The sequence below is a fragment of the Rahnella sp. PCH160 genome (assembly GCF_047784855.1).
Classification (GTDB): Bacteria; Pseudomonadota; Gammaproteobacteria; order Enterobacterales; family Enterobacteriaceae; genus Rahnella.
In genome coordinates, this window is the sequence record NZ_JBLOGT010000001.1 from 2,308,688 (window position 1) to 2,334,626 (window position 25,939).

Genomic DNA, 25,939 nt, shown 5'->3' on the forward strand with positions numbered 1-25,939 from the left:
GATGCGTGGGCCGCGTTCAATTACCCGAATCACTTACTGGAGTAAGTTCATCGGGATAATCTCGCTTGCCGCCTTGCTGCGACCCGAATTATCCAGGGTATTCTGATATCGGATATCAGACAAAAGAAAGGCACAGCCGTATAAACGCGCTGTGCCTTTCTGCTTTCTGTTATTCGCCAACGGGATCAGCTGATTTTGTCATCCAGTTCGACCAGCACCAGCAGCGCGGCGGTGCCGCCTAACTCTTTCGGTGCCTGGTGGAATGCTTCGACGTCAGGATGCTGGGCCAGCCATAGCGGGGTTTGCTGCTTGAGAACATGTTTGCCGTGGCCGTGCATGACACAGGCGCAGTGAACGTGCTCGCGGCGGCAGGCGGCGATCAGCGCCCCTAATTCCTGCTTGGCTTCTTTCTGCGTTAAACCGTGCAAATCCAGAAACAACTCGGGGGAATAATCTCCGCGACGCAATTTCTTCAATTCAAAATGGCTGACGTCGGGCCGGACGTGTCGCACCGGGCCTTCTTCCTGCAACATCGGCTGGAATTCATCAGAAAAATAATAACTGGCATCCACCTGCTCCTGAATCAGCTTTTTCGGCGACAGTTCTGACACTTTTTTTCGCAGCGGACGGTGAGTAATTGTGTCGTTTTTCAGGCGCTTGACGCCCGGCACGGCTTCACGAAACAGAGCCGTCTCCTCCGGGCTCAGCCGGTGTTTTTTCTTCATTTTTTTATCGTCATTTTCGCTCAATACCGACAGTGTACCTTTCGTCACCCTGCGGTTTAAAGGAAAGTCAGGGTTAAATTCTTCGAGGCATCGCGCAAGTGCGTTGACTAGCTGCTGATTTGTGGCGGGCTTCGTGGCAAACTATGCGGAAATTACGGGTTAAACGTCTGTTAAAAACCCTGTACTGCCTGGAGAAAAAAATTGGACAAAATTTTCGTCGACGAAGCTGTCAGTGAACTGCATACCATTCAGGATATGTTGCGCTGGACCGTCAGCCGCCTGAACGCGGCCGGTGTTTATTACGGTCATGGCACCGATAATCCGTGGGACGAAGCCGTGCAACTGGTTTTGCCAAGCGTGTTTTTGCCGCTGGATATTCCTGAAGATATGCACACGGCGCGTCTGACCTCCAGTGAGCGTCACCGTATCGTTGAGCGCGTTATCCGCCGCGTTAATGAACGCGTACCGGTCGCCTATCTCACCAACAAAGCCTGGTTCTGCGACATGGAGTTTTATGTCGATGAGCGCGTACTGGTGCCGCGTTCGCCGATTGGTGAACTGATTAGTAACCGCTTCTCCGGCATTCTGCACGACAAACCTCAGCACATCCTCGACATGTGTACCGGCAGCGGCTGCATTGCGATTGCCTGTGCTTATGCTTTCCCGGAAACGGAAGTGGATGCAGTGGATATCTCTGCGGACGCGCTGGCCGTGGCTGAGCGCAATATCGACACGCACGGCATCGAGAACTGGGTTACGCCAATCCGTTCTGACCTGTTCCGTGAACTGCCGCCGCTGCAATACGACCTGATCGTCACGAATCCGCCGTACGTTGACGAAGAAGACATGTCCGATTTACCGCAGGAATACCGCCACGAACCGGTGCTCGGTCTGGCCTCCGGCAGCGATGGCCTGAAACTGACCCGCCGCATTCTGGCCTGTGCGCCGGATTACCTGACCGATGACGGCGTGCTGATTTGTGAAGTGGGCAACAGCATGGTACATCTGATGGATCAATATCCTGAGATCCCGTTCACCTGGCTGGAATTTGAAAACGGCGGTGACGGTGTCTTCATGCTGACTAAACAGCAACTGATTGATTGTGCAGAAGAGTTCCGCGCTTACCGCGACTAAATACCCTGTTGACCGGCTGCTTATCAGCCGGTCATTTTGCAAATAAACAACTTATTAATGGTTAAGGAGCCGTGATGGCAGGGAACAGTATTGGGCAGTTTTTCCGCGTCACCACCTTCGGCGAATCTCACGGTGTGGCACTTGGCTGCATTATTGACGGCGTACCGCCGGGCATCTCGCTGACAGAAGCAGACCTGCAACATGACCTCGACCGTCGTCGTCCGGGAACCTCGCGTTACACCACGCAGCGCCGTGAAGCGGACGAAGTGAAAATCCTGTCCGGCGTGTTTGAAGGTGTGACCACGGGCACCAGCATCGGCCTGATTATCCAGAATACCGACCAGCGCTCGCAGGATTACAGCGCGATCAAAGACGTATTCCGCCCGGGCCATGCAGATTACACCTACGAACAAAAATACGGTGTGCGCGACTATCGCGGCGGTGGCCGTTCTTCTGCCCGTGAAACCGCTATGCGCGTTGCCGCAGGCGCCGTGGCGAAGAAATACCTGCTTGATAAATTCGGCGTAACAGTGCGCGGCTATATGTCCCAGATGGGCGACATTAGCTGCGAGCTGAAAGACTGGGATCTTGTCGAAACCAACCCGTTCTTCTGCCCGGATGAAAGCAAGCTCGACGCGCTGGACGAACTGATGCGCAGCCTGAAAAAGGAAGGCGATTCGATTGGTGCCAAAATTACCGTTATCGCTGAACATGTGCCGGTTGGCCTCGGCGAGCCGGTATTTGACCGTCTCGATGCGGATCTGGCGCATGCGCTGATGAGCATTAATGCCGTGAAAGGCGTCGAAATTGGTGATGGTTTTGCCGTGGTCAGCAAACGTGGCAGTGAAAACCGCGATGAAATTACGCCAAACGGTTTCGAAAGCAACCACGCGGGTGGCATTCTCGGCGGTATCAGCAGCGGTCAGCCGGTCGTCGCGCATCTGGCGCTGAAACCAACGTCCAGCATCACCGTTCCGGGGCGCACCATTAACCGGGAAGGCGAGCAGGTCGAGATGATCACCAAAGGCCGTCACGATCCTTGTGTAGGGATCCGCGCAGTGCCGATCGCCGAAGCGATGATGGCGATTGTGCTGATGGATCATCTGCTGCGTCAGCGTGCCCAGAACGGCGACGTTCATTCCACCGTGCCACGCTGGTAAGCCTCCGATGAAATTCTTACGCAACGTTCCTGCGTTTAAAACCGCCTGCGCCAGTCTTCTGGCACTGGCGCTTTGCGCACCGGCTATGGCGGCAACGCCGTGGCAGAAAATTACTCAGCCGATTTCCGGCGCACCGCAGGCCGTGGGAAGCTACGCCAACGGGTGTCAGATTGGCGCACAGCCTTTGCCCCTGAACTCCCCGGATTATCAGGTGATGCGTACCGATCAGCGCCGTTATTTCGGTCAGCCGGATTTACTGGCGTTCATCACGCGACTCGGCACTCAGGCGCAGCAAAAAGGGCTGGGTACCATGCTGGTCGGCGATATGGCGATGCCAGCGGGTGGGCGTTTCAGCAGCGGCCATGCCAGCCATCAGTCCGGGCTGGATGTGGATATCTGGCTGCAACTGCCGCGCCAGCGCTGGAGCGAGCAGATGTTGCTGAAACCACAGCCCATCGATCTGGTCAGTGCTAACGGTAAATCAATCGTGCCAAGTCAGTGGCAGCCGCGTATCGAAACGCTGATCAAACTGGCGGCGCAGGATAAAGACGTGGTACGCATTTTTGTGAATGCGGCAATCAAACAACAGCTTTGTCAGGATGCGGGAATGGATCGTGAATGGCTGCACAAAGTGCGTCCGTGGTTTGGCCATCGTGCGCATATGCACGTTCGTCTGCGTTGTCCGGTGGGCAGTACAGAATGCGAGAATCAGGCTCCGCCGCCAGCGGGTGACGGATGTGGTGCCGAGCTGCAAAGCTGGTTCCTGCCACCGAAACCGTCTACCGGTAACCCGGCGAAATCTGAACCGCCTCCGTTGCCGCCGACCTGTCAGGCGATGCTGGATAAACACGTTCTTTAATAACATTTTGATAATTCTTCGCCACGTAGAGCAGGACTGACAGAGAAATGGACTGGTTGATTGTTGCCCCCTGGGTGTTAGTCGTATTATTTTTCGTAGCACTGTTTGCTGGTTTCATTGATTCGATTGCCGGAGGGGGCGGATTAATCAGCCTCCCTGCGCTGCTGGCGGCGGGGGTTTCTCCGGCGCAGGCTATTGCGACCAATAAGCTGTCATCGATAGGCGGCTCCTTTTCGGCCAGCCTGTATTTCATCCGCCGTGGCGCAGTCGATCTGAACGATCAAAAGCTGAACATCGCGTGTACTTTTGCCGGCTCGGTGGTCGGCGCGATTTTGATCCAGCATCTGCACGCCGAGATGCTCCGTCAGATCCTTCCTTTGCTGATCATTTGCATCGGTTTGTACTTCCTGCTGACGCCGCGTCTGGGGGAAAGCGATCGTGCGCGCCGGTTAAACGCTTTACCCTATGCGCTGGTGGCTGGTGGCTGTGTCGGGTTCTACGATGGTTTTTTCGGCCCCGGTGCCGGTTCTTTCTACGCGCTAGCTTTCGTCACGTTATGTGGTTATAACCTTGCAAAAGCCACGGCACACGCGAAAGTCCTGAACTTCACTTCGAATTTTGGTGGCCTGCTGTTCTTTATTCTGGGCGGCAAAGTGGTGTGGGTTTTAGGTTTTGTGATGATGGCGGGGCAGTTTATCGGCGCACGTCTTGGTGCACGGATGGTGCTCAGCAAAGGCCAGAAGCTGATCCGCCCGATGGTAGTCGCGGTTTCTGTCGTGATGAGCTGCAAACTGATTTATGACAATCACGGTGAGCAAATCCACCAATGGCTTAGCCTTCACCTTTGAAGCTGCCTAATGCTTGCCTGAGGTCATGAAATCGAGCGTTATAACAAGGGTATATTGTCGCCCCTGATCTTACTTACAGAGTTTCACAGCAAATATGTCTGATTCGACTGCAACACATAACTATCATCAATTGATGGACATTTTTGATTCCTGTTTCTTTGAGGAATTCAACGTGCGCCTGGTGAAAGGCGACGACGAACCCATCTATCTGCCCGCCGATGAGCAGGAACCGTTTAACCGCATTGTGTTTGCACACGGCTATTACGCCAGCGGAATGCACGAGATTTCCCACTGGTGCGTTGCAGGTGCTGAACGCCGTAAATTGGTGGATTTTGGATACTGGTATTGCCCGGATGGCCGCGATGCGCAAACGCAAAGCGAGTTCGAAAAAGTCGAAATCAAACCTCAGTCCTATGAATGGTTGTTCTGTGCCGCAGCAGGCTTTAGTTTCAACGTGAGCTGTGACAACCTGAGTGGCGATTGCGAGCCAGACCGCGTGGGCTTCCAGAACAAAGTGCGTGAAGAAGTGCTCCGCATGCTGGATCAGGGCATCCCTGAAAGACCGGCGCGCTTTATTAAAGCGTTACAATCGTTTTACAATACCGCCCCTTTGACGCCTGCAGATTTCCCTGCTTTGCAGCCGATTAAATAAAAAAACAGAGTCCGGATACGAGGAAGAGTAATGATCGCAGAATTTGAAACGCGGATTTTAACGCTCATCGACGATATGGTCGAAAGCGCCAGCGACGATGAGTTATTTGCCAGTGGCTATCTGCGAGGCCATCTGACCGTTGCGGTTGCCGAGGCGGAAGAAAATGGCGAACATACCGCCGAAGCGCTGAAAGTCCGTGTTCAGGATGGCCTGGATAAAGCCATCAACGCCGGTGAATTATCACCGCGCGATCAGGCTCTGGTTCAGGGGATGTGGGAAACTCTCTATCAGGCTTCTCTTCCTGGCTAGCCGGAATTTCTGTAAAAAAAAGCGCAGCACGGTGTTCCGGCTGCGCTTTTTTGTTGCCTGAAAATGGGTGATCAGCGGGATTCGACCGGGCGGCCTTTGAGTAACTTTCTCACCCACATCCGGTTCGGATTCAGTGCGGCCAGCGTTTCACTGTCCAGCGGCAACGGCTCACCGGCAATCTGCGCGGCCAGCACTTCGGCACCCAGCGGCGCAGAGCTCAGGCCACGCGAGCCGAGTGCGCCAAACAGGAACAGATTCTCATACACCGGCGCATTGGCGACAGGACGATGTCGCTGAACGTCGAGATCTAGCTTCCGGTAACTTTCCAAAAGGGCATCGTAATCAGAAACAGAACCGATCATCGGCAGGTGATCGCGTGTGGCGCAACGCACGCCGTTCCGCGCCTGGGCGTCACTGACATCCACGTCTTTCGGCCATTGCTGCTCCGGCAGACAGTTCAGCAAACGCTGACGGTTTTCCTGCTGATCGTCTTCGCGGTAATCCGTACATTTATCGGCACGATGATAGCTGGCACCGATGCAGTGATGCTGATTAAGCGGATTAACGGGCGTCAGATAGCCGTCATAGCATAGGACCTGTTTGAGCTTGCTCAATTCTGGCGTGGTCGGAATATGCGAAACCTGACCGCTGACCGCGTAAACCGGCAGCTTTTCACTCTGGGCGAAATCAGTGATATCTGCACCGTTCGCCAGCACCACGGCCTGATGACGGGTTTCATGTTCGTCGGCAAACTTCAGCGTCCAGTGTTCATTTGTATCGTGGCTTAACGCCGTAACCCGCTGACGATAATGCACCGCCAATCCCTGCGTTTGCGCCAGGGCGATCAGCGATGCGGTCAGCTCCGCCGGGCACAACCATGCGCCGAGCGGATAGGTGATGCCGCCGCTGCCGCAAGGCAACCCGCATAACGTTTCAACCTCGGCTTCACTCAGGCCTTTCGCCAGCCCTTCCGGCCAGCTGCCGCCCAGAATCCCGTCAATTTTTCCCTGACTTTTCTCGTCGTATCCCAGCTGGGTAACGCCGCTCCAGCCGTGATCAAAAGGCACGCCCAGTTTTTCAAGCTGAAAATACTGGCGGCGGGCGAATGTAAAGGCGTGCGCAAAGAACTGTTCCAGCGTGTCGCCCCGGCCATTAAGCAGCGGATAGACCGCGCCCTGACGGTTACCGGATGCGCCAAGTGCCGGTTTTTCATCGGCGCAGTACAGCGTTACGGCATAACCACGGCGCAACAGCGCCAGTGAAAGTACAGCACTGGCGACGCCGCCGCCCAGAATCGCAAATTCAGTGGCATTTTTAGCCGGTGGACGAAAATACCACGGCGCAGGATGAGGAATATCTGTTCCTGCGGGCAGAACGCCCGATAACATATGGCGCTTTTCACCGAATCCGGGCACTTTCGCGATGTCAAAACCCGCGTCCTGCAAGCCGCGACGCACCAAACCGGCGACGGTGAAAGTGGCGAACGTTCCCTGCGGGCGGGTCATTTTGGCCATCGAACGGAAAAGGTCTTCCGTCCACATGTCCGGGTTTTTTGATGGCGCAAATCCGTCCAGGAACCAGGCATCGACCTGCTGATTCATACTGGTGTCACATGCGGGCAGCAGGGTAGTCACATCGCCAAACCACAGGTCGAGCGTGATGCGTCCGTCCGCCAGTAAAAGGCGGTGACAACCAGCCAACGGCATCGGCCATTGTTCGCAAAGCCCGGCGGAATACGCGGCCAGTTCAGGCCATTGCGCATGGGCTGCGGCCAGATCGCGGGCGGATAACGGAAATTTTTCGTAGCTGATGAAATGCAGGCGTTGCAGCGTGGCGTCGGGGCTTTCAGCGCGGAAGGCATCGAACGCCTGCCAGAGCGTCAGGAAATTCAGCCCGGTGCCAAAACCGGTTTCGGCAATGATGCAAAGCGGGCGAGGGTGGGCGGAAAAACGCGCCGGAAAATGGTTGCCATTCAGAAAGACATGACGTGTTTCCAACAAGCCGTCCTGATTGGAAAAATAGACGTCATCAAAATGTCGGGAAACAGGTGTACCCTGTTCGTTCCAGCTTAATTCAGCCGGCGTGATCGGGTTGTGGCTCACGTGAAACTCTCTCAGTTCAAGGCGATGCCGGAGTTTAACGCTGCGTTTGACCTCGCGCAAATTTACCGCGATTTACACAAGGAATTGCTGATCGGACTTGTTCGGCGTACAACTGTACGCTAGAGTGCGTGACGAAATCCCAAATGGTGAATAGTACAAGAGGTATTTAAATGAAACGTGCAGTGATTACTGGCCTGGGTATCATCTCGAGCATCGGTAACAATAAGCAGGAAGTTCTTGCATCTCTGCAGGAAGGTCGCTCTGGGATCACCTTCTCGCAAGAGCTGAAAGATGCCGGGATGCGTAGTCACGTCTGGGGTGATGTCAAATTAGACACCGCAGGCCTTATCGATCGTAAGATTGTGCGTTTCATGAGTGATGCCTCGATCTACGCTTATCTTTCCATGCAACAGGCGATTGAAGACTCCGGTCTGACCCCTGAAATGGTGTCTAACGAACGTACCGGCCTGATTGCAGGTTCCGGCGGCGGTTCTCCACGCAATCAGGTTGCGGGTTCCGACGGTATGCGTGCCAAAGGCCTGCGCGGCGTTGGCCCTTATATGGTGACCAAAGCGATGGCTTCCGGCGTTTCCGCCTGCCTCGCCACCCCGTTCAAAATTCGTGGTGTTAACTATTCCATCAGCTCTGCCTGCGCAACCTCTGCTCACTGCATCGGTAACGCGGTAGAAATGATTCAGCTCGGCAAACAGGACGTTGTCTTTGCCGGTGGCGGTGAAGAACTGTGCTGGGAAATGGCGTGTGAATTCGACGCGATGGGCGCATTGTCCACCAGCTACAACGAAACTCCTGAAAAAGCCTCCCGTACTTACGACAAAGCGCGTGACGGTTTCGTCATTGCAGGCGGCGGCGGTATGGTTGTGGTTGAAGAGCTGGAACACGCTCTGGCACGTGGCGCACACATCTACGCAGAAATCGTTGGCTACGGCGCAACGTCTGACGGCGCAGACATGGTGGCTCCATCTGGCGAAGGCGCCGTACGTTGCATGAAAATGGCAATGAACGGCGTGGATACCCCAATCGACTACGTTAACGTTCACGGGACTTCTACCCCGGTCGGCGACGTAAAAGAACTGGGTGCAATCCGTGAAGTGTTCGGTTCTACAACACCGGCGTTGTCTTCTACCAAAGCCATGACCGGTCACTCACTGGGTGCTGCGGGCGTGCAGGAAGCCATCTACACCTTGCTGATGGCTGAGTACGGTTTCATCGCGCCAAGCATCAACATCGAAAACCTCGATGAGCAGGCTGAAGGCATGGACATCATCACTAAACCGACTCAGCGCGAGCTGACGACTGTGATGTCCAACAGCTTCGGCTTCGGCGGCACCAACGCCACGCTGGTGATGCGTAAGCTGAAAAACGACAAATAATTCCTGTCGTTAAGCCATAAATTAAAGCCTGCTCTCGAGCGGGCTTTTTTACGTCTGTTCTATATCCTTTCTGTTATATCTCAACATTTCAGGTACAATTTCGCCGCTTATTATTTTCACCTTGTTGACATAATGCTCTCACTCCAACGCCTTCATCACCGACATCGGCACTTCCCGGCCTGGCTGGGTATTGTGGCGATATTGATGTTGTTTATCGCACCGGTGATTTCTAAATCACGGGTGGCTGAGGGTGCGCAGCACATGATGATGCCCGGAATGGTGATGTCCGCTATGGACATGCCGGACGGGGAAATGGCTGACATGAACATGTCAGGCACTCAAACATCAGGTGATCATTGCCATCCGCAAGCCTGTCAACCGGCACAACATGACACCGTGAAAGGGCTGCTTTCCGGCGACATGAGTGATGCAGCCTGTGGATATTGTGTGCTGCTGGCGCATTTACCTCTGCTCGATTTGCAGGCCATGCCGATGCTCTGGTCGCTGGAGCTTTCCAGCCGTGCGCCTCCGCGTTCTCTGAAACAACGCCTTGTTCCATCGCTGTTCTTCACCGATTCACAGCCCCGCGCCCCGCCTGTTTTCTGATAACCCGTTTCTCAATTATTCCTTTTCAGGTTAACGACGACTTTTCGCCGTTAGCGATGTGCTATTTGAAATTCAGGAAGTCAGATTTATGAACCAGCCTGCAAACCTGCGTGTAAACGCGGGGGAAGAACTGTCTGCGCAAACCGCGTTTCTTGCCCTGTTGCGGCGTCTGCATTTTTATATTGGTCTGTTTGTCGGGCCGTTTATTTTCGTCGCCGCGCTGACCGGGACGCTGTATGTGCTGACGCCGCAGTTTGAAAATTACCTTTACGCGCAGGCGTTATTTACCGATTCACAGGGCGCGTCGCAGCCACTTTCGCGCCAGATCGATGCGGCGATAAAAGTGGCGGGGGCGAATCCAAAGATTTATGCCGTCAGACCCGCGCCGGAACACGGTGGTACCACAAGAGTGATGTTCTCGAATCCGCAACTGGGCGCCTCCAAAAGTCGGGCAATATTTATCGACCCGGTGACGCTCGCGGTAAAAGGCGATCTGACGGTGTACGGCACCAGCGGCATTTTGCCGTTCCGCACCTGGCTGGATGATTTACATCGCGGGCTTTTACTGGGCGATATTGGCCGCGTGTACAGCGAACTGGCCGCCTCCTGGTTATGGGTCGCTGCGCTGGGTGGCGTCGTGCTCTGGATCACCGGGCGCAGTAAAAACCGCACGCCACGCAAGCTGAGCGAAAAAATTGAAAAGCAGCAACGCAGTCGCCACTGGCACAGCACGCTTGGCGTGATCCTGCTGGCCGGGTTGTTGTTCTTCTCCGCGACAGGGCTGACATGGTCGCAGTGGGCAGGGGACAATATCGGTGTTTTGCGTGCGTACATGGGCTGGATGACACCGGCCGTAAAAACCCGTTTATCCCCTGAGCCGGTAGTTTCTCCGACGGATGAACACGCGGAACATCATGCGCCAATGGCTGCCATGCCCGATATGCCGGGCATGGAGATGTCTTCTGATGCGATACCCGCCGAACCTGCCGCCGTGGCGGTTTCTGCGTCAACGTTCGATGGTGTTGTTCAGGCCGCCAGGGCGTCAGGCATTGAGGCCAGCCGGATTGAAATCCGCCCGACTTATTCTGCGGATAAAGCGTGGACGGTAACGGAAGTGGACCGTCGCTGGCCGACACGGGTTGATGCCGTTTCTGTCGATCCGGCTTCACTGCAAATCACCGATCACGTCCGTTTTGCGGACTTCCCGCTGCTGGCGAAACTCACACGCTGGGGTGTTGATGCTCACATGGGGATTCTGTTTGGCGTGTGGAATCAGGCCATTCTGGTGATCTTTGGCTCCGGGCTTTGCGCGATGATTGCCTGGGGATACCGGCTGTGGTGGCTGCGCCGTCAGGGTGATATCGGCAGCAGAAACCCGGCCATTACCCTGCTGCAAACCTGGAAACGGGTGCCTTTTGCCCTGCAATGTCCGATAGCACTGGTCACGTTGGGGTTAGCAGTTTCATTACCGGTCATGGGTGGCAGCCTGGTTATCTTCCTGCTCATTGATACTCTGCGCTGGCAGCGGCAGAAAAAGGCGCTGTAAACGGCCTCAGCTATGAGCTGAAAACGGCTTATTTAGTTGAATATTCTTCCGGCGGTGCACATTTGCATCGCCGGTTTTTTATTCCCCGACGATGGCCCCGCACTTTCTGTATTTCCGACCTCAGGCTGATCATTATGTTGATTATATTCAGCATTTATAATCATTGATTTAAATTACTTCGCTATTTATCACGGACTGCATAAATCTCAACTAGTCTTACCCCTGTGTCAGAAAAGTCTTAAGTCTTTCTCGTTCTCATTCGCTATTCCCTTGAAAATTAATCTATTACTTTTAGTAGGGGTAATTTATGGCAACTGATTCAGAGGCTCAAAAAGTCGGTTTAATCCCGGTCACTCTGATGGTTTCGGGCAACATCATGGGGTCAGGGGTATTTCTCTTGCCTGCCAATCTGGCTTCTACCGGTGGTGTGGCAATTTATGGCTGGCTGGTGACTATCATCGGGGCACTGGCGTTATCCATGGTGTACGCCAAAATGTCTTCTCTTGATGACAGCCCAGGGGGGTCATACGCTTATGCACGCCGGGCATTTGGCCCTTATCTTGGCTATCAAACTAACCTGCTTTACTGGCTGGCCTGCTGGGTGGGCAATATCGCGATGGTGGTTATCGGCGTCGGATATCTCAGTTATTTCTTCCCAATTTTAAAAGAGCCTCTGGTTCTGACATTCACCTGCGTCGCCGTGCTGTGGCTTTTCGTCATCCTGAATATTGTCGGGGCGAAGATGATTACCCGGGTTCAGGCTGTGGCGACCGTTCTGGCGCTCATCCCGATTCTGGCTATCGCTATCTTTGGCTGGTTCTGGTTTAAAAGCGATACCTACATGGAAGCGTGGAACGTCAGCGGCAAGAGCACTTTTGGGGCCATTCAAAGCACGTTAAGCGTCACGCTTTGGTCGTTTATCGGTGTTGAAAGTGCTTCGGTCGCGGCGGCAGTGGTTAAAAACCCCAAACGCAATGTGCCGATTGCCACCGTTGGCGGGGTGCTTATCGCTGCGGTCTGTTATGTGCTTTCAACCACGGCGATTATGGGGATGATCCCTAACGCCGCATTGCAGCTCTCAACCTCCCCGTTTGGTGATGCGGCACGCATGGCGATGGGGGACACGGCAGGGGCCATCGTGACATTTTGCGCCGCTGCCGGTTGCCTCGGTTCCCTGGGCGGCTGGACACTACTGGCCAGTCAGACGGCGAAAGCGGCCGCCGACGACGGGCTTTTCCCACCTATTTTTGCCAAGGTCAACGAAAAAGGTGTGCCGGTTAAAGGGCTTATCGTTCTCGGTATTCTGATGACCATCTTCCAGATTTCAACCATTTCGCCAGATGCTACAGCGCAGTTTGCTTTGGTCTCATCGGTTTCCGTTATTTTCACTTTAGTCCCTTATCTCTATACCTGTGCCGCGTTAATGCTGGTCGGGCACGGGCATCTGGGTAGCCGTGCGGGAACGTATGGCTTCATTACCTTAATCGCGTTTTTGTATTGCGTATGGGCGGTCGTCGGTTCAGGTGCCGAGGAGGTGATGTGGTCATTTGTGGCGCTCATGGTGATCACGGCCATGTACAGTTTCAACTATAACCGCCGCCATAAAAACGCCTACCCGCTGGGCAAAACCCTCGAACTGGACTGATTGACTCCCCGGTTAATGCTGAATTCAGGATGATAAGGAGAGGTAAATGATAGAATTAAGTCGCCATAAAAAACGTAAAGTGCTGGTAGTCGACAGTAATATTACGGATGTGAATACCGCGAACGGACGTGCTGTACGCGAGTTAATTGAAGCACTTGAAGACAATAATCTGAACGTCATCCCGGCGGTGACTTTTGAAGATGGCATCGCCACTGTTGCATCAGATGCATCAATTTGCTGTGTGTTTGTTGACTGGACATCCGGCGGTAACGACGACGCTTCGCACAGTCAGGCCTTTGCGCTGTTGCAGGAAATTCGCCGCCGCAATAAAGGCGTGCCGGTGTTACTGATGGCTGAACATTCTTGTATTGACACGCTGACGCTCGACACCATGAAAATGGTCAATGAGTTTGTCTGGATGCACGAGGACACCGCTGAATTCATCGCCGCGCGCTCAGTTGCTCTGATCGAAAAATATTATGATCAGCTTCTCCCGCCATTTACCAAAGCATTGTTCAACTACACCCAGCATTCACCGGAATATTCGTGGGCCGCTCCTGGCCATCAGGGCGGCGTCGCGTTTACTAAAACGGCGGTAGGCCGCGAATTTCTCGATTTCTTCGGTGAGAACTTATTCCGTACCGACACCGGTATTGAACGCGGTGCGCTGGGGTCTTTGTTGGATCACAGCGGTCCGATTAAAGAATCCGAAACCTACGCTGCACGGGTTTTTGGCTCGCATCAGTCTTACTCGGTGCTTAACGGTACTTCGGGGTCTAACCGCGCAATTATGACTGCCGTGGTGGGCGACGGTCAGTTTGCGTTGTGTGATCGCAATTGCCATAAGTCTATCGAGCAGGGATTAGTGATGACCGGCGGGATCCCGGTCTTTTTTATCCCGACACGTAACCGTTTTGGCATCATCGGCCCGATCCCAAAATCGCAGTTTTTGGCGGAGTCCATTCAGCAGAAAATCGACGAACATCCGCTTAAAAAGCTGGCCTCCGACCCTAAGCCCATTTACGCCGTTGTCACCAACTGTACCTACGATGGCATGTGTTATAACGCCAAACAGGCACAGGACTTGCTGGCGAAAAGCGTTGATAACATTCATTTTGACGAAGCCTGGTATGCCTATGCCCGCTTCAATCCTTTCTATCGCGACAGATATGCTATGCGCGGAAACCCCGCTGACCATGATCCCGATGGCCCGACCGTATTCGCCACACACTCCACCCATAAGTTGCTGGCGGCGCTTTCCCAGGCGTCCTACATCCATATCCGAAACGGTAAAAAACCTGTCGAGCACTCACGCTTCAATGAGTCCTACATGTTGCAGGCAACCACGTCGCCGCTTTAAGCCATCATTGCCGCCAATGAAGTCGGGGCAGCAATGATGGACGGTAAACAGGGGGAATCGCTGACCCAGGAAGTCATCAACGAAGCTGTTGATTTCCGCATGGCGCTGGCAAAAGTTCATGCCGCCTTTGCCGCACAAGGCGAATGGTTCTTCTCGCCGTGGAATGCGCCGGATGTCATCGATGTGAAAACCGGCAAAAAAATTCCGTTCATTAATGCCTCCAAAGAACAACTGACAACTGACCCGGCCTGTTGGGTGCTCAGACCGGGAGAAAGCTGGCACGGTTTTGACCAGCTTGATGATGACTGGTGCATGTTGGATCCGATTAAAGCCGGTATCCTGTCGCCGGGGATGGGCGATGACGGCAAAATGCTGGCAACCGGGATCCCCGCCGCAATGGTGACAGCTTTTCTTTCTCAGCACGGTATTGTCCCCTCGCGAACCACTGATTTTATGGTGCTTTGTCTGTTTTCAGTTGGCGTCACTAAAGGAAAATGGGGGACGTTGATCAACGTTCTGCTGGAGTTCAAACAACATTACGATGACAACAGCCCGCTGACGCTTTGCCTGCCCGATCTGGCTTCCTCCCATGCGGCACGTTATTCCGGCATCGGGCTGAAGGATCTTTGTGATGAAATGTTTGCCTACATGAAAACCAGCCAGATGGACAAACTCCAGTCCGAGGCTTTCGGGAAAATCCCGGTTCCTGTCCGGTTGCCGCGCGCCGCTTTTCAGGATCATATGGCCGGACGTTGTGAACACCTGACGCTGGATAAGCTTGCCGGGCGCGTCTCTGCGGTGGGTGTTATTCCTTATCCACCGGGTATTCCGATCGTTATGCCTGGCGAAAGTTTTGGGGCAAAAAACGATCCGTGGCTCAGTTATATCCGCAGTATTGCGCAGTGGGGGGAAAAATTCCCCGGCTTCGAAAAAGAACTCGAAGGCGCAGAGTTTAAAGACGGTCAGTACCACATCTGGGTGCTGAAAGAATAATCGAGAGTCTACCCGTCAGTTTTGCAACAGCAAGGTGAAAATGACGGCAATTGAAGTGATTGCGGGATATCCCGCAAACGGCTGCCGGGGCTCTGTATGCGCCCCTTTTTATTTGTGCGATGCCTCGGGGAAATCACTTTTGGAGTGGCAGCAATGAATTTCTTCGGGTAACGTCAGCGCATCGGATAACCGGCTTTTTTGATTAAGAAAAACCATGCTTACAACGGCTTTTGGCACAGTGTTTAAACCTTTCTTACGTGACAGGTTTTTGCATCTTCTGGTGTTGCTGGGCGTCATCCTGACGCTATTCCAGACTAAGAAAATCGTGAATTTTCCGCAGTTTGTTGACTGGGACACCATCATTACTTTGCTCGGCTTACTGATGCTGACCAAAGGCGTTGAAGTCAGCGGCTACTTTGATTTTGTTGGCCGCAAGATGATTAACGCCATCGACAACGAACGCAGGCTGGCGCTGTTTCTGGTAACCGCCGCCGCCGTGCTTTCCACCTTTATGACCAATGACGTCGCACTTTTTATCGTGATCCCGCTGACGATTACGCTGAAAAAGCTGACGTCACTGCCGGTCACGCGGCTGATCATTTTCGAAGCGCTGGCAGTGAACGCCGGATCATTGCTGACACCGATTGGGAATCCGCAAAATATCCTTTTATGGAATAAATCCGGCCTGTCCTTCCTGCATTTTATCGGGCAGATGGCACCGCTGGCGCTGGTGACGCTGGCTGCATTGCTGATTGTCACCGGTTTTTGTTTCCCGTCGCGCAGCCTTAAAAAAACGGCAAACAATCAGGGCTATCCGTTTCAGAAAATCCTTTTAGTCAGCTGTGGCGTGCTGTACGTCGTCTTTATAGCCTGCGTGGATCTGGGGTTGGCGTTGTACGGATTACTCGCGGTGATCTTGTGTTTTCTGCTGCTGGCGCGAAAAGTTCTGTTGCGGATCGACTGGCCGCTGATCCTGGTGTTTATCGTGATGTTTATCGATGTGCGTCTGATAGTCGGGTTAGACATTTTACAGCCGGTGTTTGCACGTATTCAGGGGTTGCCGGACTACGGACATTATTTGCTGAGCATCGGGTTATCTCAGGTGATCAGCAACGTTCCGGCGACGATCCTGATGATCAACTATCTGCCTTCCGGCCCGTTACTCGCCTACGCCGTGAACGCCGGTGGCTTTGGTCTGGCAATGGGATCGCTGGCTAACCTGATTGCATTACGTATGGCGAATGACAAAACGATCTGGCTGAAATTCCACTTTTACTCTTTCCCGTTCCTGGTGTTCAGCGGTCTTGCAGGCTGGTTCCTGCTCCAGCTAATTAGCTGACTGCACCGGCATCAATAGTGGCCAGCCGGTTAACGGCGGAAGTGATTTCTGCGGGCGTGAGGGCAGAAAAGCCCAGCAGCCAGCCATCACGATGCTGAACGCGAGGCTCACTTTGATTGAGAAACAGCGGCGAAAGGCGCGGTGTTTCAACCCCCGATTTAGCGGCCAGTGCGCTGAGCCGTTGCTCCTGCCCGGCAGGCAGATGCGCGGCGAGCTGCAAGCCTCCGGCGGCAACCTGCGGTGTCAGCCAGTCAATTTTTTGCCGGATTTGATCCAGCAGATGGTCACGACGGCTGTGGTAGAGCTGGCGGGAAAGCCGCAGGTGCGAGGCGAAATGGCCGCTTTGCATAAATTCAGCGGTCACCGCCTGCATGAGTTGTGAAGAATGACCGTCACTGACGGTTCTCAGCGTCACCATCGGTGCAACCAGCGACGGCGGCAGCACGATATAAGCCAGGCGTAGCGACGGGAATAAAACCTTCGAGAAGGTGCCCAGATAAATAACCTGCTGGTGCTTGTCCAGCCCCTGCATGGCCGGGAGCGGGCGTCCGTCGTAATGCAGTTCGCTGTCGTAATCGTCTTCAATGATCCAGCTTCCCTGACGTTTCGCGTAATCCAGCAGATGCAGGCGGCGGGGCAAATTCAGGCTAACGCCTGTCGGGTAATGGTGAGAAGGCGTCAGATAGATCAGGCGCGGGGCAGGGAAACCGCCTGCAGGATTGATACCTTGTTCATCAACCGGAATCGCACAAAGACGCGCTCCGGCACTGGTAAAGGCATTGCGCGCTCCGGGATAACCGGGTTCTTCAAGCCAGACCGTATCATTGGGGTCAATCAGCAGCATCGATAGCAGTTGCAGCGCCTGCTGGGAACTGGTGGTGATCATGATTTGCTCAGCGGAGCACATTACGCCACGCGATTGTTGCAGATAACCGGCGATCGCCTGACGCAAAGGCAAATATCCTTGCGGATCGCCATACCCGAGCAAACGTTCGCCGTGAGTACGCAACTGTTTGCCAGTGATTTGTTTCCAGATTTTAAGTGGAAACGCACGTAAATCGGGGGAGCCCGCAGCAAAAGCCGTGGGAAATTGCGGGTCATTGCAACCTCCGGTTGCCACAATGTTGCGGCCCCGCACCGAAAGTGTGGAAAGCGTCGCGGACGCATTTCCTTTTGCTCGTGAGGCAGATGGGCGGGGAAGCGACTGGCTGACGAATGTGCCTTTTCCGGTCTGTCGCTGCAAATACCCTTCGGCTTCTATTTGCGCATAGGCCGCTTCCACCGTGATGCGTGAGAGTTTTAAATCGGCGGCCAGCATTCGCGAGGAGGGAAGCCGTTGCCCGACAGCCAGCGCACCGGTGTTAATGGCTTGCCGCAGAACCGAACAAAGCCGGTCGCGCAGGCCGGTTGTTTCTCCCGCGTTTTCAAAAAGCGTAATCAGTGCTGATGGTTGAGACAGTGTAGCCATAATGGGTCTTATTGATGGGCGAGAATTGGTATTAATCATAAGGCCAAAAACAGGGATGATGAACCTGTTTTCAACAGAGTGAATTTCAGAGGAAAATTTTATGTCACAGATGTCTTATGTTCTGGCTTACGAACCGCCTTCTCCCGAAGTCAGCGCAGCCTGTTTGTTGTCAAAACTGAACTTTTATACCGATGCCGCTGATGTGGCCGCAGATTTACAAAATGGCGTGCCCGGCATTGCGGTTATTGATACCCGTTCTGCTGAACATTATGCGCGCGGTCATGTACCCGGTGCTGTCAGTTTTCCGCATAAGAATATGACGGCAGAAAGCACCCGTGACCTTAGTAAAGACGTGGTGTATGTGACGTATTGTGATGGGATTGGTTGTAACGGTTCTACGCAGGGCGCGTACAAACTGGCGAAACTGGGGTTCCGCGTAAAGGAAATGATCGGCGGGCTGGATTTCTGGATACGCGATCAGCACCCGGTGGCGACGGGGGAAGCGCGCGGAAATTATCCGGCGAACCTTGCCCCCGAAGACTGCGGTTGTGCGTAGAGGGGTTTTAGAAAAGCGCCCACAGCAGCAGTACAACGACCACGAAAGCGATAAACAATAACGGTTTGCCACCGAGCGCCTGCATGGAAGGCGGCAACATGGCCACGAAAGGATTCATGATCGGCTGCGGATCGGTGCGTGACACGGTGGTAAAGCCGTCATCGATGTTTTCTGCCCGCGCCGAACGGTCAACGCGCTGGCTGAACAATACGCCAATCAGATCACTGACCTGAACCTGAGTCAGCGGTGTCGATAAGGTTGCGCTGAAGCGGTTATCCGCATATTCGGTCAGTTGATGAATCTCATGCGTGCTGGCCGGTTGTTTCAGTACGCTCAGCAACGTGGTCAGCGTCGGTGCGGTCGTCTGCTGGCTGAGTGACGCTTTCACCTGCATGAACTGGCTCAACAACTGAAAGTGTTTCGCCGGGATCGGCTCGCCGACTTTTACGCCCACCAGATTGAACAGTTGCTGCCAGACTTTGACCGGCGCTTCTCCGGTCGCCGCGCTGAGGCGTGTGACCAGTTGTTGCAAGCTGTTATGTTCCGCCGGAAGCAGCGGACGATCGGTGACCGGTGTTTGCTGAGGTTGCGGAATATTCATCTGGCGCGTCTGAATCAGATCCAGCACTTGCTGAAGCTGCGGATGTGTCAGCTGGCTCAGAACGGTGTGACCAAAGTTCTGGCGAATAAAATCGCTGACGGCCTGACGGTTATTGCCCAGCGGCAACAGCTCGGTCAGTTGCAACATCAACTGGCGGGAAGCATGGCTGTCCTGCGCCTGAGTCAGTTTCCCCTGCAACAACGTCTGTGCCTGAGGAAATTGTGAAGCGGTGATTTCTGCATCATGAGGCAATGAAAGATCGTGGCGTAAATTAGCCCAGATCTCCGCAGATTTGATGGGCGTCAGCGCCATCAGTTTCACAATCAGCTTTTCCAGCGTAGTGCGCTGTGCCGGTGTCAGCGGTAATTCGCCTCCCGGTTTAACCGGAACGGTCTGACCCTGGGGCTGTGTTCTGTTGTCGCCAACCGGCATGCCCGGGCCGCTCAAAGGTTGCATATCACCGTCCTTCGCTGGAAATGTAAACGTCGCTTGATGAGAAAGCGCGGCGCAGAGCGCAGAAGCGCCTCATCATACCTGCAAAGTGTATTAACCGACACCGTGAATAGCTGTCCGGTGAACATTCATGAGGATATTGTTTCTGAAAACGCCGGGTAAAAACATCTGGCTGCGCGCAAAAGCGTAAAAGGGGAAGGTGCCATACTCCTGAGCGGGGATGGCAACCGGGTTTAGCGCGTTTCTTTCTGCAGATCGCCCGGTTTGCGGCCGAACAACGGTTTGCGCAGACGCTGCGCGAGGATAACCCCTACCAGCGTGATACCGCCGCCGATCAGGTGGTAGCTTTGCAGATGTTCATGCAGGAATAATACGGCGATGATTGCTGTGAAAATCGGTGACAGGTTCATGAAAATAGAAGCTTTGTTTGCGCCAAGGCGGATTACGCCCTGGATCCACAAATAAGGCGCAATGATTGACGCCGGGATCCCTGCGAAAAGCACCAGCGGAATATTGTGTACGGTCAGGCTGACATCTTTTGCCATCAGGAAGTTAGGCAGCAGCAGTAAAACGCCGAAAATGATCTGCACATACAACGACTGCCAGTTAGGAAGCGGGATCGCCCAGCGCTTGGTCAGCACGCCATACAGCGCGTAGGACGCGGATGCGGCAAACATCATCAGCTCACCGGTGCCGATACCGTGTTGCAGCAATTGTGCCGGGGCACCGGCGCTTACCAGCCAGATTAATCCGCCAAGAGAAACAATACTGCCGACCGCCACGCCGACCGTGGGCACCACGCTCAGCACAAACAGGCCAATCAGCACCGTCAGCAGCGGGATCAGGGAGTTCAGAATCCCCATAAACAGCGCGCTGACGCTGTGCGCCGCGTAGTATGCCAGGCTCTGATAAAGCACCATTCCGAGCAGGCCGAGGATCAGCAGTTTCCACCAGTATTGTCTGACGGCCTGCAGGTTGCGCAGCAGGCCGGGCAGAATAAAAGGGGTGAGCGTCACCAGCGCCAGAAGCCAGCGGTAGAAGGAGATAGCGGCCGGATCTATCGCACTCGACGCGGCCTTGCTGACGACCGCATTCAGTGACCAGATCAGCACGGCCAGCAGCGGAAAAAGTACATTCATTAGAAATTGTCCCTGAGTAAATCGTAACGCAAGTGTACGATTGTCTTATTTGTTAGATATAACGATAATCAGACAACTGTTCCCGCAATTAAGACAATCGCCTCATCGCTCACGGACAAAAGGATTGTATGTCATCTTCACGCGTTTCCTCTCAGCATCCTTCCTCTCCCCGGTATTATCCGCCGTTGCCGGAAAAAATGCCGGTGACACTGTTGTTTCGCGGCGAGATTGTCGAAGGGAATTCCGAGTATGTGCAGCATTCACATCCGTGGAGCCAGATTATCTGCGTGAAATCCGGCGTTCTGGCGATGCTGGTGGCCGGAAAGCGCTATCTGGCACCGCGCGAGTTTGCGATCTGGGTGCCCGCCGGTATTGAGCATTCGAGCTATAACCGCAAAACAACGCGGTTTTGTGCGATTGATATCGCCCCGGCACTGGATGAAGACTTGCCTTCGACGCCGTGTTTGCTGACGCCGACGGCCATTTTCAATGCGATTGCCGATGACTGTTTTTCGCGCAACATGACGGAGCCAAAAACCGAAGCCGATCTGCGCATGTGCCGCGTGTTGCTGGATCAAATCAGCCTCGCGCCGCGTCAGAATACGTATCTGCCGACATCCGAAGATAAATTACTGTCGCCGGTGCTGAGTGCGCTGGAGAGAAATCCGGCGGATAATACGTCGCTGGCGCAATGGGCGACGCAGGTTTACTCCACTGAACGCACTCTTTCACGCCGTTGCCAGCAGGCGTTGGGCATGGGGTTTGCCGAATGGCGTCAGCGGCTGCGCTTTCTGCATGCCATCTCGTTGTTAGAGCAGGGCAAAACCGTACACGAGATTGCCCTGGATGTGGGATACAGTTCGGCCTCAGCGTTTATCGCCATGTTCCAGCACATTTCCGGCACCACGCCACAACGTTTTCGTAACGACAGGTAAACCCGGTTGGGATCTCATTTCATATCGTGGCAAAATCAGTGTCCTCTTTATTTTCTATTCTTTCTTAGGCCTTGCTGCCGGAGACAAACGTGAAAATCCTGGTTGATGAAAATATGCCGTATGCCGTCGAGCTTTTTAGCCGGTTGGGGAACGTGCAGGCCGTGCCTGGCCGCCCAATTCCACAAGATGCGCTCAATGATGCTGATGCACTGATGGTGCGGTCCGTGACGAAAGTGAACGAAAGTTTGCTGGCGGGAAAACCGGTGAAATTTGTGGGTACCGCAACAGCGGGTACCGATCACGTTGATGACGCATGGCTGGCCACGCAAGGTATCGGTTTCTCGGCGGCGCCAGGCTGCAATGCGATTGCGGTGGTGGAATATGTCTTTTCTTCACTCCTGATTATTGCGCAGCGCGATGGTTTTCAACTGCGCGATAAAACGGTTGGGATCATTGGCGTCGGTAACGTCGGTTCGCGCCTGAACGCCCGTCTGGAGGCGCTGGGCATCCGTACTTTGCTTTGCGATCCGCCGCGTGCCGATCGTGGCGATGCCGGTGAATTCTGGCCGCTGGAAAAACTGGTCGCCGAAGCCGATATTTTGACTTTCCACACCCCGCTGAACATGTCCGGCCCGTATGCCACTCATCATCTGGTGGATGCGGATTTACTGGCGCGTCTGCCTGCTGACCGCATTCTGATCAACGCCTGTCGTGGTGAAGTCGTGGATAACGCTGCGCTGCTTGATGCGCTGAACGGCAGCAAAAAGCTGACCGCCGTGCTGGATGTCTGGGAACCGGAACCTGATTTGTCGCTGGCATTGCTGGATAAAGTCGCCATCGGAACCGCACACATTGCCGGTTACAGTCTGGAAGGCAAAGCGCGTGGCACCACGCAGGTTTTCGAAGCGTTCAGCCAGTTTATCGGCCAGCCGCAAACGGTGCCGCTGGAATCCCTGCTGCCTGCGCCGGAATTTGCCGAAGTGACCTTACGTGGCGCGCTCAGCGAAGCCAAACTGCTGCGGCTTATCCACTTAGTGTATGATGTGCGCCGCGATGACCGGCCTTTACGCCGTGTTGCCGGGAAACCGGGCGAATTCGATAAGCTGCGTAAGTTCTATGAAGAACGCCGCGAGTGGTCGTCTTTACGTGTTATTTGCGATGATGCAGCGACGGCAGACGTCCTGAAAAAGCTCGGTTTTAACAGCCAGCCTGGCTGATTTAAACCCCGTCTTAACACGGCCTTAAGCTTTTTAGCCTACAGTGATGCGATAACTATTTGAAAGCCGGGCGGTGATCCTTCACCGCCCCTTGTATTTGCACTTTTATTTTCTGGAGAAAACCAACATGTCTGATGGCTGGAATATTGCGCTGCTTGGCGCGACGGGCGCAGTCGGTGATGCGTTACTGGAATTATTGGCTGATCGTCAGTTCCCGGTTGGTGAGCTCTTCCCGCTGGCCAGTGACCGCAGTGCGGGGCAGACTGTGCGTTTTAATGGCAAAAGCCTGCGCGTGCAGCTGGCGTCTGAGTTTGACTGGTCGCAGGTTCAGCTGGCGTTCTTTGTCGCCGGTCACGAAGCCTCTGCGCTGTATGCCGAAGAAGCGGCAAATCAGGGTTGTCTGGTGATCGACAGCAGCGGTCTGTTCTCGCTTGAACACGATATTCCGCTGGTGGTGCCGGGCGTTAACCCGGACGCGCTGTCTCATTACCGTAACCGTAATATCGTGGCCGTCGCCGACAGCCTGACCAGCCAGTTGCTGACCGCGATCAAGCCGCTGACCGAACAGGCCGGGCTTGCCCGTCTTCATGTCACTTCGCTGCTCTCCGTTTCTGCGCTGGGCAAAGCCGCCGTAGACGATCTGGCCGGACAAAGTGCCCGCCTGCTCAACGGTATTCCGGCAGAAGAAGGCATTTTCACTAAGCAGCTGGCGTTTAACCTGTTGCCGCTGGTGAGCGACGAAGAAGGCAGCGTCCTTCAGGAGCGTCGTCTGGTCGATCAGGTTCGAAAAGTTCTGCAAAATGACGGCTTGCCAATTTCCGTCAGCTGCGTGCAGTCACCGGTATTTTACGGCCATGCGCAGGTTGTACATCTCGAAGGTCTGCGTCCGCTCTCTGCGGAAGAAGCGCGTACTGAACTCGAACGCATCGATGACATCAATCTCAGCGAAGAAGATGATTTCCCGACGCAGGTCAGCGACGCCTCCGGTAACGCGAACCTGAGCATTGGTTGTATCCGCAATGACTATGGCGTGCCTGAATTACTGCAATTCTGGTCAGTGGCTGACAACGTGCGTTTCGGCGGTGCCCTGATGGCGGTTGAGACCGCAGAAAAACTGATTAACGAATACTGGTACTGATAATGTCCGATGATGTAATTGCTGACGTCGCGGCTCCGGTTGTTGCGGGGCGCGTGGCGTTAGGCATTGAGTACAACGGCAGTGAATATTATGGCTGGCAGAAACAGCAGGGCGCGGCGAGTGTTCAGGAGTGTCTGGAAAAAGCCCTGAGCCGCGTGGCGGATGCGCCGATTGTGGTGCTCTGCGCCGGGCGTACCGACGCGGGTGTCAGTGCCACAGGACAGGTGGTGCATTTCGATACGCCGGTTTTGCGCAAAGACGCCGCGTGGACGATGGGTGTGAATACCCATCTGCCGAAAGATATTGCCGTGCGCTGGTGTGCCAGTGTTCCTGAAGATTTTCATGCACGTTTTAGCGCCACGGCACGCCGTTATCGTTACGTGATTTACAATAATCGCTACCGTTCGGCGATTTTGCATACCGGCGTCACGCACGTCCACATGCCGCTTGACGTCGAAAAAATGCAGATCGCCGGGCAGGCCTTGCTCGGGGAAAACGATTTTACGTCGTTTCGTGCGTCCCAGTGCCAGTCGCGCACGCCGTGGCGTTACATGATGCACCTGAATGTCAGCCGCCACGGTCATTATGTGGTGGTGGATATCAAGGCGAACGCCTTTGTGCATCATATGGTGAGAAATATTGTCGGCAGCCTGGTCGAAATCGGTGCCGGAAATCAGCCCGTGGGCTGGATGGCTGAACTGCTGGCAGCGAAAGACCGTAATCTGGCGGCAGCGACCGGTAAAGCGGAAGGGTTGTATCTGGTATCTGTTGATTACCCTGAGAAATTTGCATTACCTCAGGTCAATATGGGCCCCTTGTTCCTGGAAGATTAAGGAACAGCATACGTGAATTTAACGGCACGTTTTAAAGAACACATGGGACGGTAAATCAAATGAGTTTTATCCACTTTATTATTGATTTTATTCTTCATATTGATGTGCATTTAGCGGAGCTGGTTGCGCAGTATGGCATCTGGGTTTACGGGATTTTGTTCCTGATCCTATTTTGCGAAACGGGCCTGGTGGTGACGCCGTTTTTACCAGGCGATTCCCTGCTGTTTGTGGCGGGCGCGCTGGCGGCGTTGCCGAGCAATGACATTAACGTGCATGTGATGGTGCTGCTGATGGCCATTGCGGCGATCGTGGGTGATGCCGTGAACTACACGATCGGACGGGTATTTGGTGAACGGCTGTTCAGCAACCCGGATTCGAAAATTTTCCGCCGCAGTTATTTAGACAAGACGCACAAGTTTTACGAGAAACATGGCGGCAAAACGATTATTCTTGCGCGCTTCGTGCCGATCGTCCGCACGTTTGCACCGTTTGTGGCCGGTATGGGGCATATGTCCTACCGTCATTTTGCGGCGTATAACGTGATTGGTGCGCTGGTTTGGGTGCTGCTATTTACCTATGCTGGCTACCTTTTTGGCGATCTGCCGATTGTTCAGGAAAATCTGAAACTACTGATCGTCGCGATCATCGTGGTTTCGATTCTGCCGGGGGTGGTAGAAATCTGGCGTCACAAACGTGCAGCGGCGAAAGAAAAGCGTCAGCAGGATTAATCTGCGGCGAATTTTTTGCGCAGGCGCGTTAAAATTTAAGGCATTAAACCAGAGGGTGGACCAGTTTTTTATCCACAGTGTCTGGCCGTTATGGTTTAATGAGCGACAATTTATGGTCTGTTCCTGCGAACAACCCTTCTGCGATGCGGTGTGTGAGGTTTTTTGTCACCCCGCGCGCAGGCGTATTTGGGTCGGTTTCAGG

The 25,939-nt window shown here is 54.2% G+C and carries 22 protein-coding genes and 1 pseudogene; 18 read left to right on the forward strand and 5 right to left on the reverse strand.

What is annotated here, in order from left to right; all coding sequences use genetic code 11:
• Positions 1-185 precede the first annotated feature (185 nt).
• Positions 186-725, reverse strand: a complete 540-nt coding sequence (gene smrB, locus ACM5QY_RS10850; protein WP_416120630.1) for an endonuclease SmrB — start codon at positions 723-725, stop codon at positions 186-188.
• A 201-nt stretch (positions 726-926) separates the two neighbouring features.
• On the opposite strand from smrB, the gene prmB reads away from it, so the two are divergent.
• The 6 genes from prmB to ACM5QY_RS10880 all read left to right on the forward strand — a co-directional run bounded on the left by prmB (position 927) and on the right by ACM5QY_RS10880 (position 5,687).
• The gene (prmB, locus tag ACM5QY_RS10855) at positions 927-1,859 is read left to right on the forward strand and encodes a 50S ribosomal protein L3 N(5)-glutamine methyltransferase (RefSeq protein ID WP_416120631.1); all 933 of its coding nucleotides are present in this window, start codon (positions 927-929) and stop codon (positions 1,857-1,859) included.
• Between the two features lie 74 nt (positions 1,860-1,933).
• Positions 1,934-3,019, forward strand: a complete 1,086-nt coding sequence (aroC, locus tag ACM5QY_RS10860; protein ID WP_416120632.1) for a chorismate synthase — start codon at positions 1,934-1,936, stop codon at positions 3,017-3,019.
• An 85-nt stretch (positions 3,020-3,104) separates the two neighbouring features.
• The gene (gene mepA, locus ACM5QY_RS10865; protein ID WP_416122867.1) at positions 3,105-3,878 is read left to right on the forward strand and encodes a penicillin-insensitive murein endopeptidase; all 774 of its coding nucleotides are present in this window, start codon (positions 3,105-3,107) and stop codon (positions 3,876-3,878) included.
• 47 nt (positions 3,879-3,925) lie between these two features.
• Positions 3,926-4,726 carry a sulfite exporter TauE/SafE family protein gene (locus ACM5QY_RS10870; RefSeq protein ID WP_416120633.1) on the forward strand — a complete coding sequence of 267 codons (801 nt, stop codon included), beginning with the start codon at positions 3,926-3,928 and terminating at the stop codon, positions 4,724-4,726.
• A gap of 94 nt (positions 4,727-4,820) precedes the next feature.
• Complete coding sequence (locus ACM5QY_RS10875; RefSeq protein ID WP_416120634.1) at positions 4,821-5,378, forward strand: elongation factor P hydroxylase; 558 nt, start codon at positions 4,821-4,823, stop codon at positions 5,376-5,378.
• 30 nt (positions 5,379-5,408) lie between these two features.
• Positions 5,409-5,687 carry a YfcL family protein gene (locus ACM5QY_RS10880; protein WP_416120635.1) on the forward strand — a complete coding sequence of 93 codons (279 nt, stop codon included), beginning with the start codon at positions 5,409-5,411 and terminating at the stop codon, positions 5,685-5,687.
• 71 nt (positions 5,688-5,758) lie between these two features.
• On the opposite strand, the gene mnmC is transcribed toward ACM5QY_RS10880, so the two are convergent.
• Positions 5,759-7,789: a bifunctional tRNA (5-methylaminomethyl-2-thiouridine)(34)-methyltransferase MnmC2/FAD-dependent 5-carboxymethylaminomethyl-2-thiouridine(34) oxidoreductase MnmC1 gene (mnmC, locus tag ACM5QY_RS10885; RefSeq protein WP_416120636.1), complete on the reverse strand. Its 2,031-nt coding sequence runs from the start codon at positions 7,787-7,789 to the stop codon at positions 5,759-5,761.
• A gap of 170 nt (positions 7,790-7,959) precedes the next feature.
• On the opposite strand from mnmC, the gene fabB reads away from it, so the two are divergent.
• From fabB to ACM5QY_RS10915, 6 genes and pseudogenes are all read left to right on the forward strand, one after another.
• On the forward strand, positions 7,960-9,180 hold the full coding sequence (gene fabB / locus ACM5QY_RS10890; RefSeq protein ID WP_104921231.1) for a beta-ketoacyl-ACP synthase I: 1,221 nt from the start codon (positions 7,960-7,962) through the stop codon (positions 9,178-9,180).
• 132 nt (positions 9,181-9,312) lie between these two features.
• Complete coding sequence (locus ACM5QY_RS10895; RefSeq protein ID WP_416120637.1) at positions 9,313-9,786, forward strand: DUF2946 domain-containing protein; 474 nt, start codon at positions 9,313-9,315, stop codon at positions 9,784-9,786.
• A gap of 88 nt (positions 9,787-9,874) precedes the next feature.
• Positions 9,875-11,332, forward strand: coding sequence for a PepSY-associated TM helix domain-containing protein (locus ACM5QY_RS10900; protein ID WP_416120638.1), 1,458 nt, complete (start codon positions 9,875-9,877; stop codon positions 11,330-11,332).
• Positions 11,333-11,639: 307 nt separating this feature from the next.
• Positions 11,640-12,977: an arginine/agmatine antiporter gene (gene adiC, locus ACM5QY_RS10905; RefSeq protein WP_416120639.1), complete on the forward strand. Its 1,338-nt coding sequence runs from the start codon at positions 11,640-11,642 to the stop codon at positions 12,975-12,977.
• A 46-nt stretch (positions 12,978-13,023) separates the two neighbouring features.
• Positions 13,024-15,330: pseudogene (locus ACM5QY_RS10910) on the forward strand (Orn/Lys/Arg family decarboxylase).
• Positions 15,331-15,544: 214 nt separating this feature from the next.
• The gene (locus ACM5QY_RS10915; protein ID WP_416120640.1) at positions 15,545-16,669 is read left to right on the forward strand and encodes an SLC13 family permease; all 1,125 of its coding nucleotides are present in this window, start codon (positions 15,545-15,547) and stop codon (positions 16,667-16,669) included.
• On the opposite strand, the gene pdxR is transcribed toward ACM5QY_RS10915, so the two are convergent.
• Positions 16,662-18,137 (reverse strand): MocR-like pyridoxine biosynthesis transcription factor PdxR, encoded by a 1,476-nt coding sequence (pdxR, locus tag ACM5QY_RS10920; RefSeq protein ID WP_416120641.1) that lies wholly within the window; start codon positions 18,135-18,137, stop codon positions 16,662-16,664. The two genes, ACM5QY_RS10915 and pdxR, sit on opposite strands and share 8 nt — an antisense overlap.
• A 100-nt stretch (positions 18,138-18,237) precedes the next feature.
• Between pdxR and ACM5QY_RS10925 the strand changes: the two genes are divergently transcribed.
• Positions 18,238-18,693, forward strand: coding sequence for a rhodanese-like domain-containing protein (locus ACM5QY_RS10925; RefSeq protein WP_416120642.1), 456 nt, complete (start codon positions 18,238-18,240; stop codon positions 18,691-18,693).
• A 7-nt stretch (positions 18,694-18,700) separates the two neighbouring features.
• Here ACM5QY_RS10925 and flk read toward each other — a convergent pair whose 3' ends face one another.
• Positions 18,701-19,750 (reverse strand): flagella biosynthesis regulator Flk, encoded by a 1,050-nt coding sequence (flk, locus tag ACM5QY_RS10930; RefSeq protein WP_416120643.1) that lies wholly within the window; start codon positions 19,748-19,750, stop codon positions 18,701-18,703.
• Between the two features lie 230 nt (positions 19,751-19,980).
• Entirely contained in the window at positions 19,981-20,886 is a 906-nt protein-coding gene (locus tag ACM5QY_RS10935; protein ID WP_416120644.1) for a DMT family transporter, read from the reverse strand.
• Between the two features lie 128 nt (positions 20,887-21,014).
• On the opposite strand from ACM5QY_RS10935, the gene ACM5QY_RS10940 reads away from it, so the two are divergent.
• From ACM5QY_RS10940 to ACM5QY_RS10960, 5 genes are all read left to right on the forward strand, one after another.
• Positions 21,015-21,821: an AraC family transcriptional regulator gene (locus ACM5QY_RS10940; RefSeq protein WP_416120645.1), complete on the forward strand. Its 807-nt coding sequence runs from the start codon at positions 21,015-21,017 to the stop codon at positions 21,819-21,821.
• A gap of 89 nt (positions 21,822-21,910) precedes the next feature.
• Positions 21,911-23,038, forward strand: a complete 1,128-nt coding sequence (pdxB, locus tag ACM5QY_RS10945; protein WP_416120646.1) for a 4-phosphoerythronate dehydrogenase PdxB — start codon at positions 21,911-21,913, stop codon at positions 23,036-23,038.
• A gap of 127 nt (positions 23,039-23,165) precedes the next feature.
• Positions 23,166-24,176, forward strand: a complete 1,011-nt coding sequence (locus tag ACM5QY_RS10950; protein ID WP_416120647.1) for an aspartate-semialdehyde dehydrogenase — start codon at positions 23,166-23,168, stop codon at positions 24,174-24,176.
• A gap of 2 nt (positions 24,177-24,178) precedes the next feature.
• Positions 24,179-25,009: a tRNA pseudouridine(38-40) synthase TruA gene (gene truA, locus ACM5QY_RS10955; RefSeq protein ID WP_416120648.1), complete on the forward strand. Its 831-nt coding sequence runs from the start codon at positions 24,179-24,181 to the stop codon at positions 25,007-25,009.
• Positions 25,010-25,068: 59 nt separating this feature from the next.
• Positions 25,069-25,737: a DedA family protein gene (locus ACM5QY_RS10960; RefSeq protein WP_416120649.1), complete on the forward strand. Its 669-nt coding sequence runs from the start codon at positions 25,069-25,071 to the stop codon at positions 25,735-25,737.
• Positions 25,738-25,939: the final 202 nt, after the last annotated feature.

Bases quoted from the DNA above. Each gene is read 5' to 3' on its own strand.
- smrB (WP_416120630.1), bottom strand. From the start codon at position 725: ATGAAGAAAAAACACCGGCTGAGCCCGGAGGAGACGGCTCTGTTTCGT.
- aroC (WP_416120632.1), top strand. From the start codon at position 1,934: ATGGCAGGGAACAGTATTGGGCAGTTTTTCCGCGTCACCACCTTCGGC.
- mepA (WP_416122867.1), top strand. From the start codon at position 3,105: ATGGCGGCAACGCCGTGGCAGAAAATTACTCAGCCGATTTCCGGCGCA.
- ACM5QY_RS10870 (WP_416120633.1), top strand. From the start codon at position 3,926: ATGGACTGGTTGATTGTTGCCCCCTGGGTGTTAGTCGTATTATTTTTC.
- ACM5QY_RS10875 (WP_416120634.1), top strand. From the start codon at position 4,821: ATGTCTGATTCGACTGCAACACATAACTATCATCAATTGATGGACATT.
- ACM5QY_RS10880 (WP_416120635.1), top strand. From the start codon at position 5,409: ATGATCGCAGAATTTGAAACGCGGATTTTAACGCTCATCGACGATATG.
- fabB (WP_104921231.1), top strand. From the start codon at position 7,960: ATGAAACGTGCAGTGATTACTGGCCTGGGTATCATCTCGAGCATCGGT.
- ACM5QY_RS10895 (WP_416120637.1), top strand. From the start codon at position 9,313: ATGCTCTCACTCCAACGCCTTCATCACCGACATCGGCACTTCCCGGCC.
- ACM5QY_RS10900 (WP_416120638.1), top strand. From the start codon at position 9,875: ATGAACCAGCCTGCAAACCTGCGTGTAAACGCGGGGGAAGAACTGTCT.
- adiC (WP_416120639.1), top strand. From the start codon at position 11,640: ATGGCAACTGATTCAGAGGCTCAAAAAGTCGGTTTAATCCCGGTCACT.
- ACM5QY_RS10915 (WP_416120640.1), top strand. From the start codon at position 15,545: ATGCTTACAACGGCTTTTGGCACAGTGTTTAAACCTTTCTTACGTGAC.
- pdxR (WP_416120641.1), bottom strand. From the start codon at position 18,137: ATGGCTACACTGTCTCAACCATCAGCACTGATTACGCTTTTTGAAAAC.
- ACM5QY_RS10925 (WP_416120642.1), top strand. From the start codon at position 18,238: ATGTCACAGATGTCTTATGTTCTGGCTTACGAACCGCCTTCTCCCGAA.
- flk (WP_416120643.1), bottom strand. From the start codon at position 19,750: ATGCAACCTTTGAGCGGCCCGGGCATGCCGGTTGGCGACAACAGAACA.
- ACM5QY_RS10935 (WP_416120644.1), bottom strand. From the start codon at position 20,886: ATGAATGTACTTTTTCCGCTGCTGGCCGTGCTGATCTGGTCACTGAAT.
- ACM5QY_RS10940 (WP_416120645.1), top strand. From the start codon at position 21,015: ATGTCATCTTCACGCGTTTCCTCTCAGCATCCTTCCTCTCCCCGGTAT.
- ACM5QY_RS10950 (WP_416120647.1), top strand. From the start codon at position 23,166: ATGTCTGATGGCTGGAATATTGCGCTGCTTGGCGCGACGGGCGCAGTC.
- truA (WP_416120648.1), top strand. From the start codon at position 24,179: ATGTCCGATGATGTAATTGCTGACGTCGCGGCTCCGGTTGTTGCGGGG.
- ACM5QY_RS10960 (WP_416120649.1), top strand. From the start codon at position 25,069: ATGAGTTTTATCCACTTTATTATTGATTTTATTCTTCATATTGATGTG.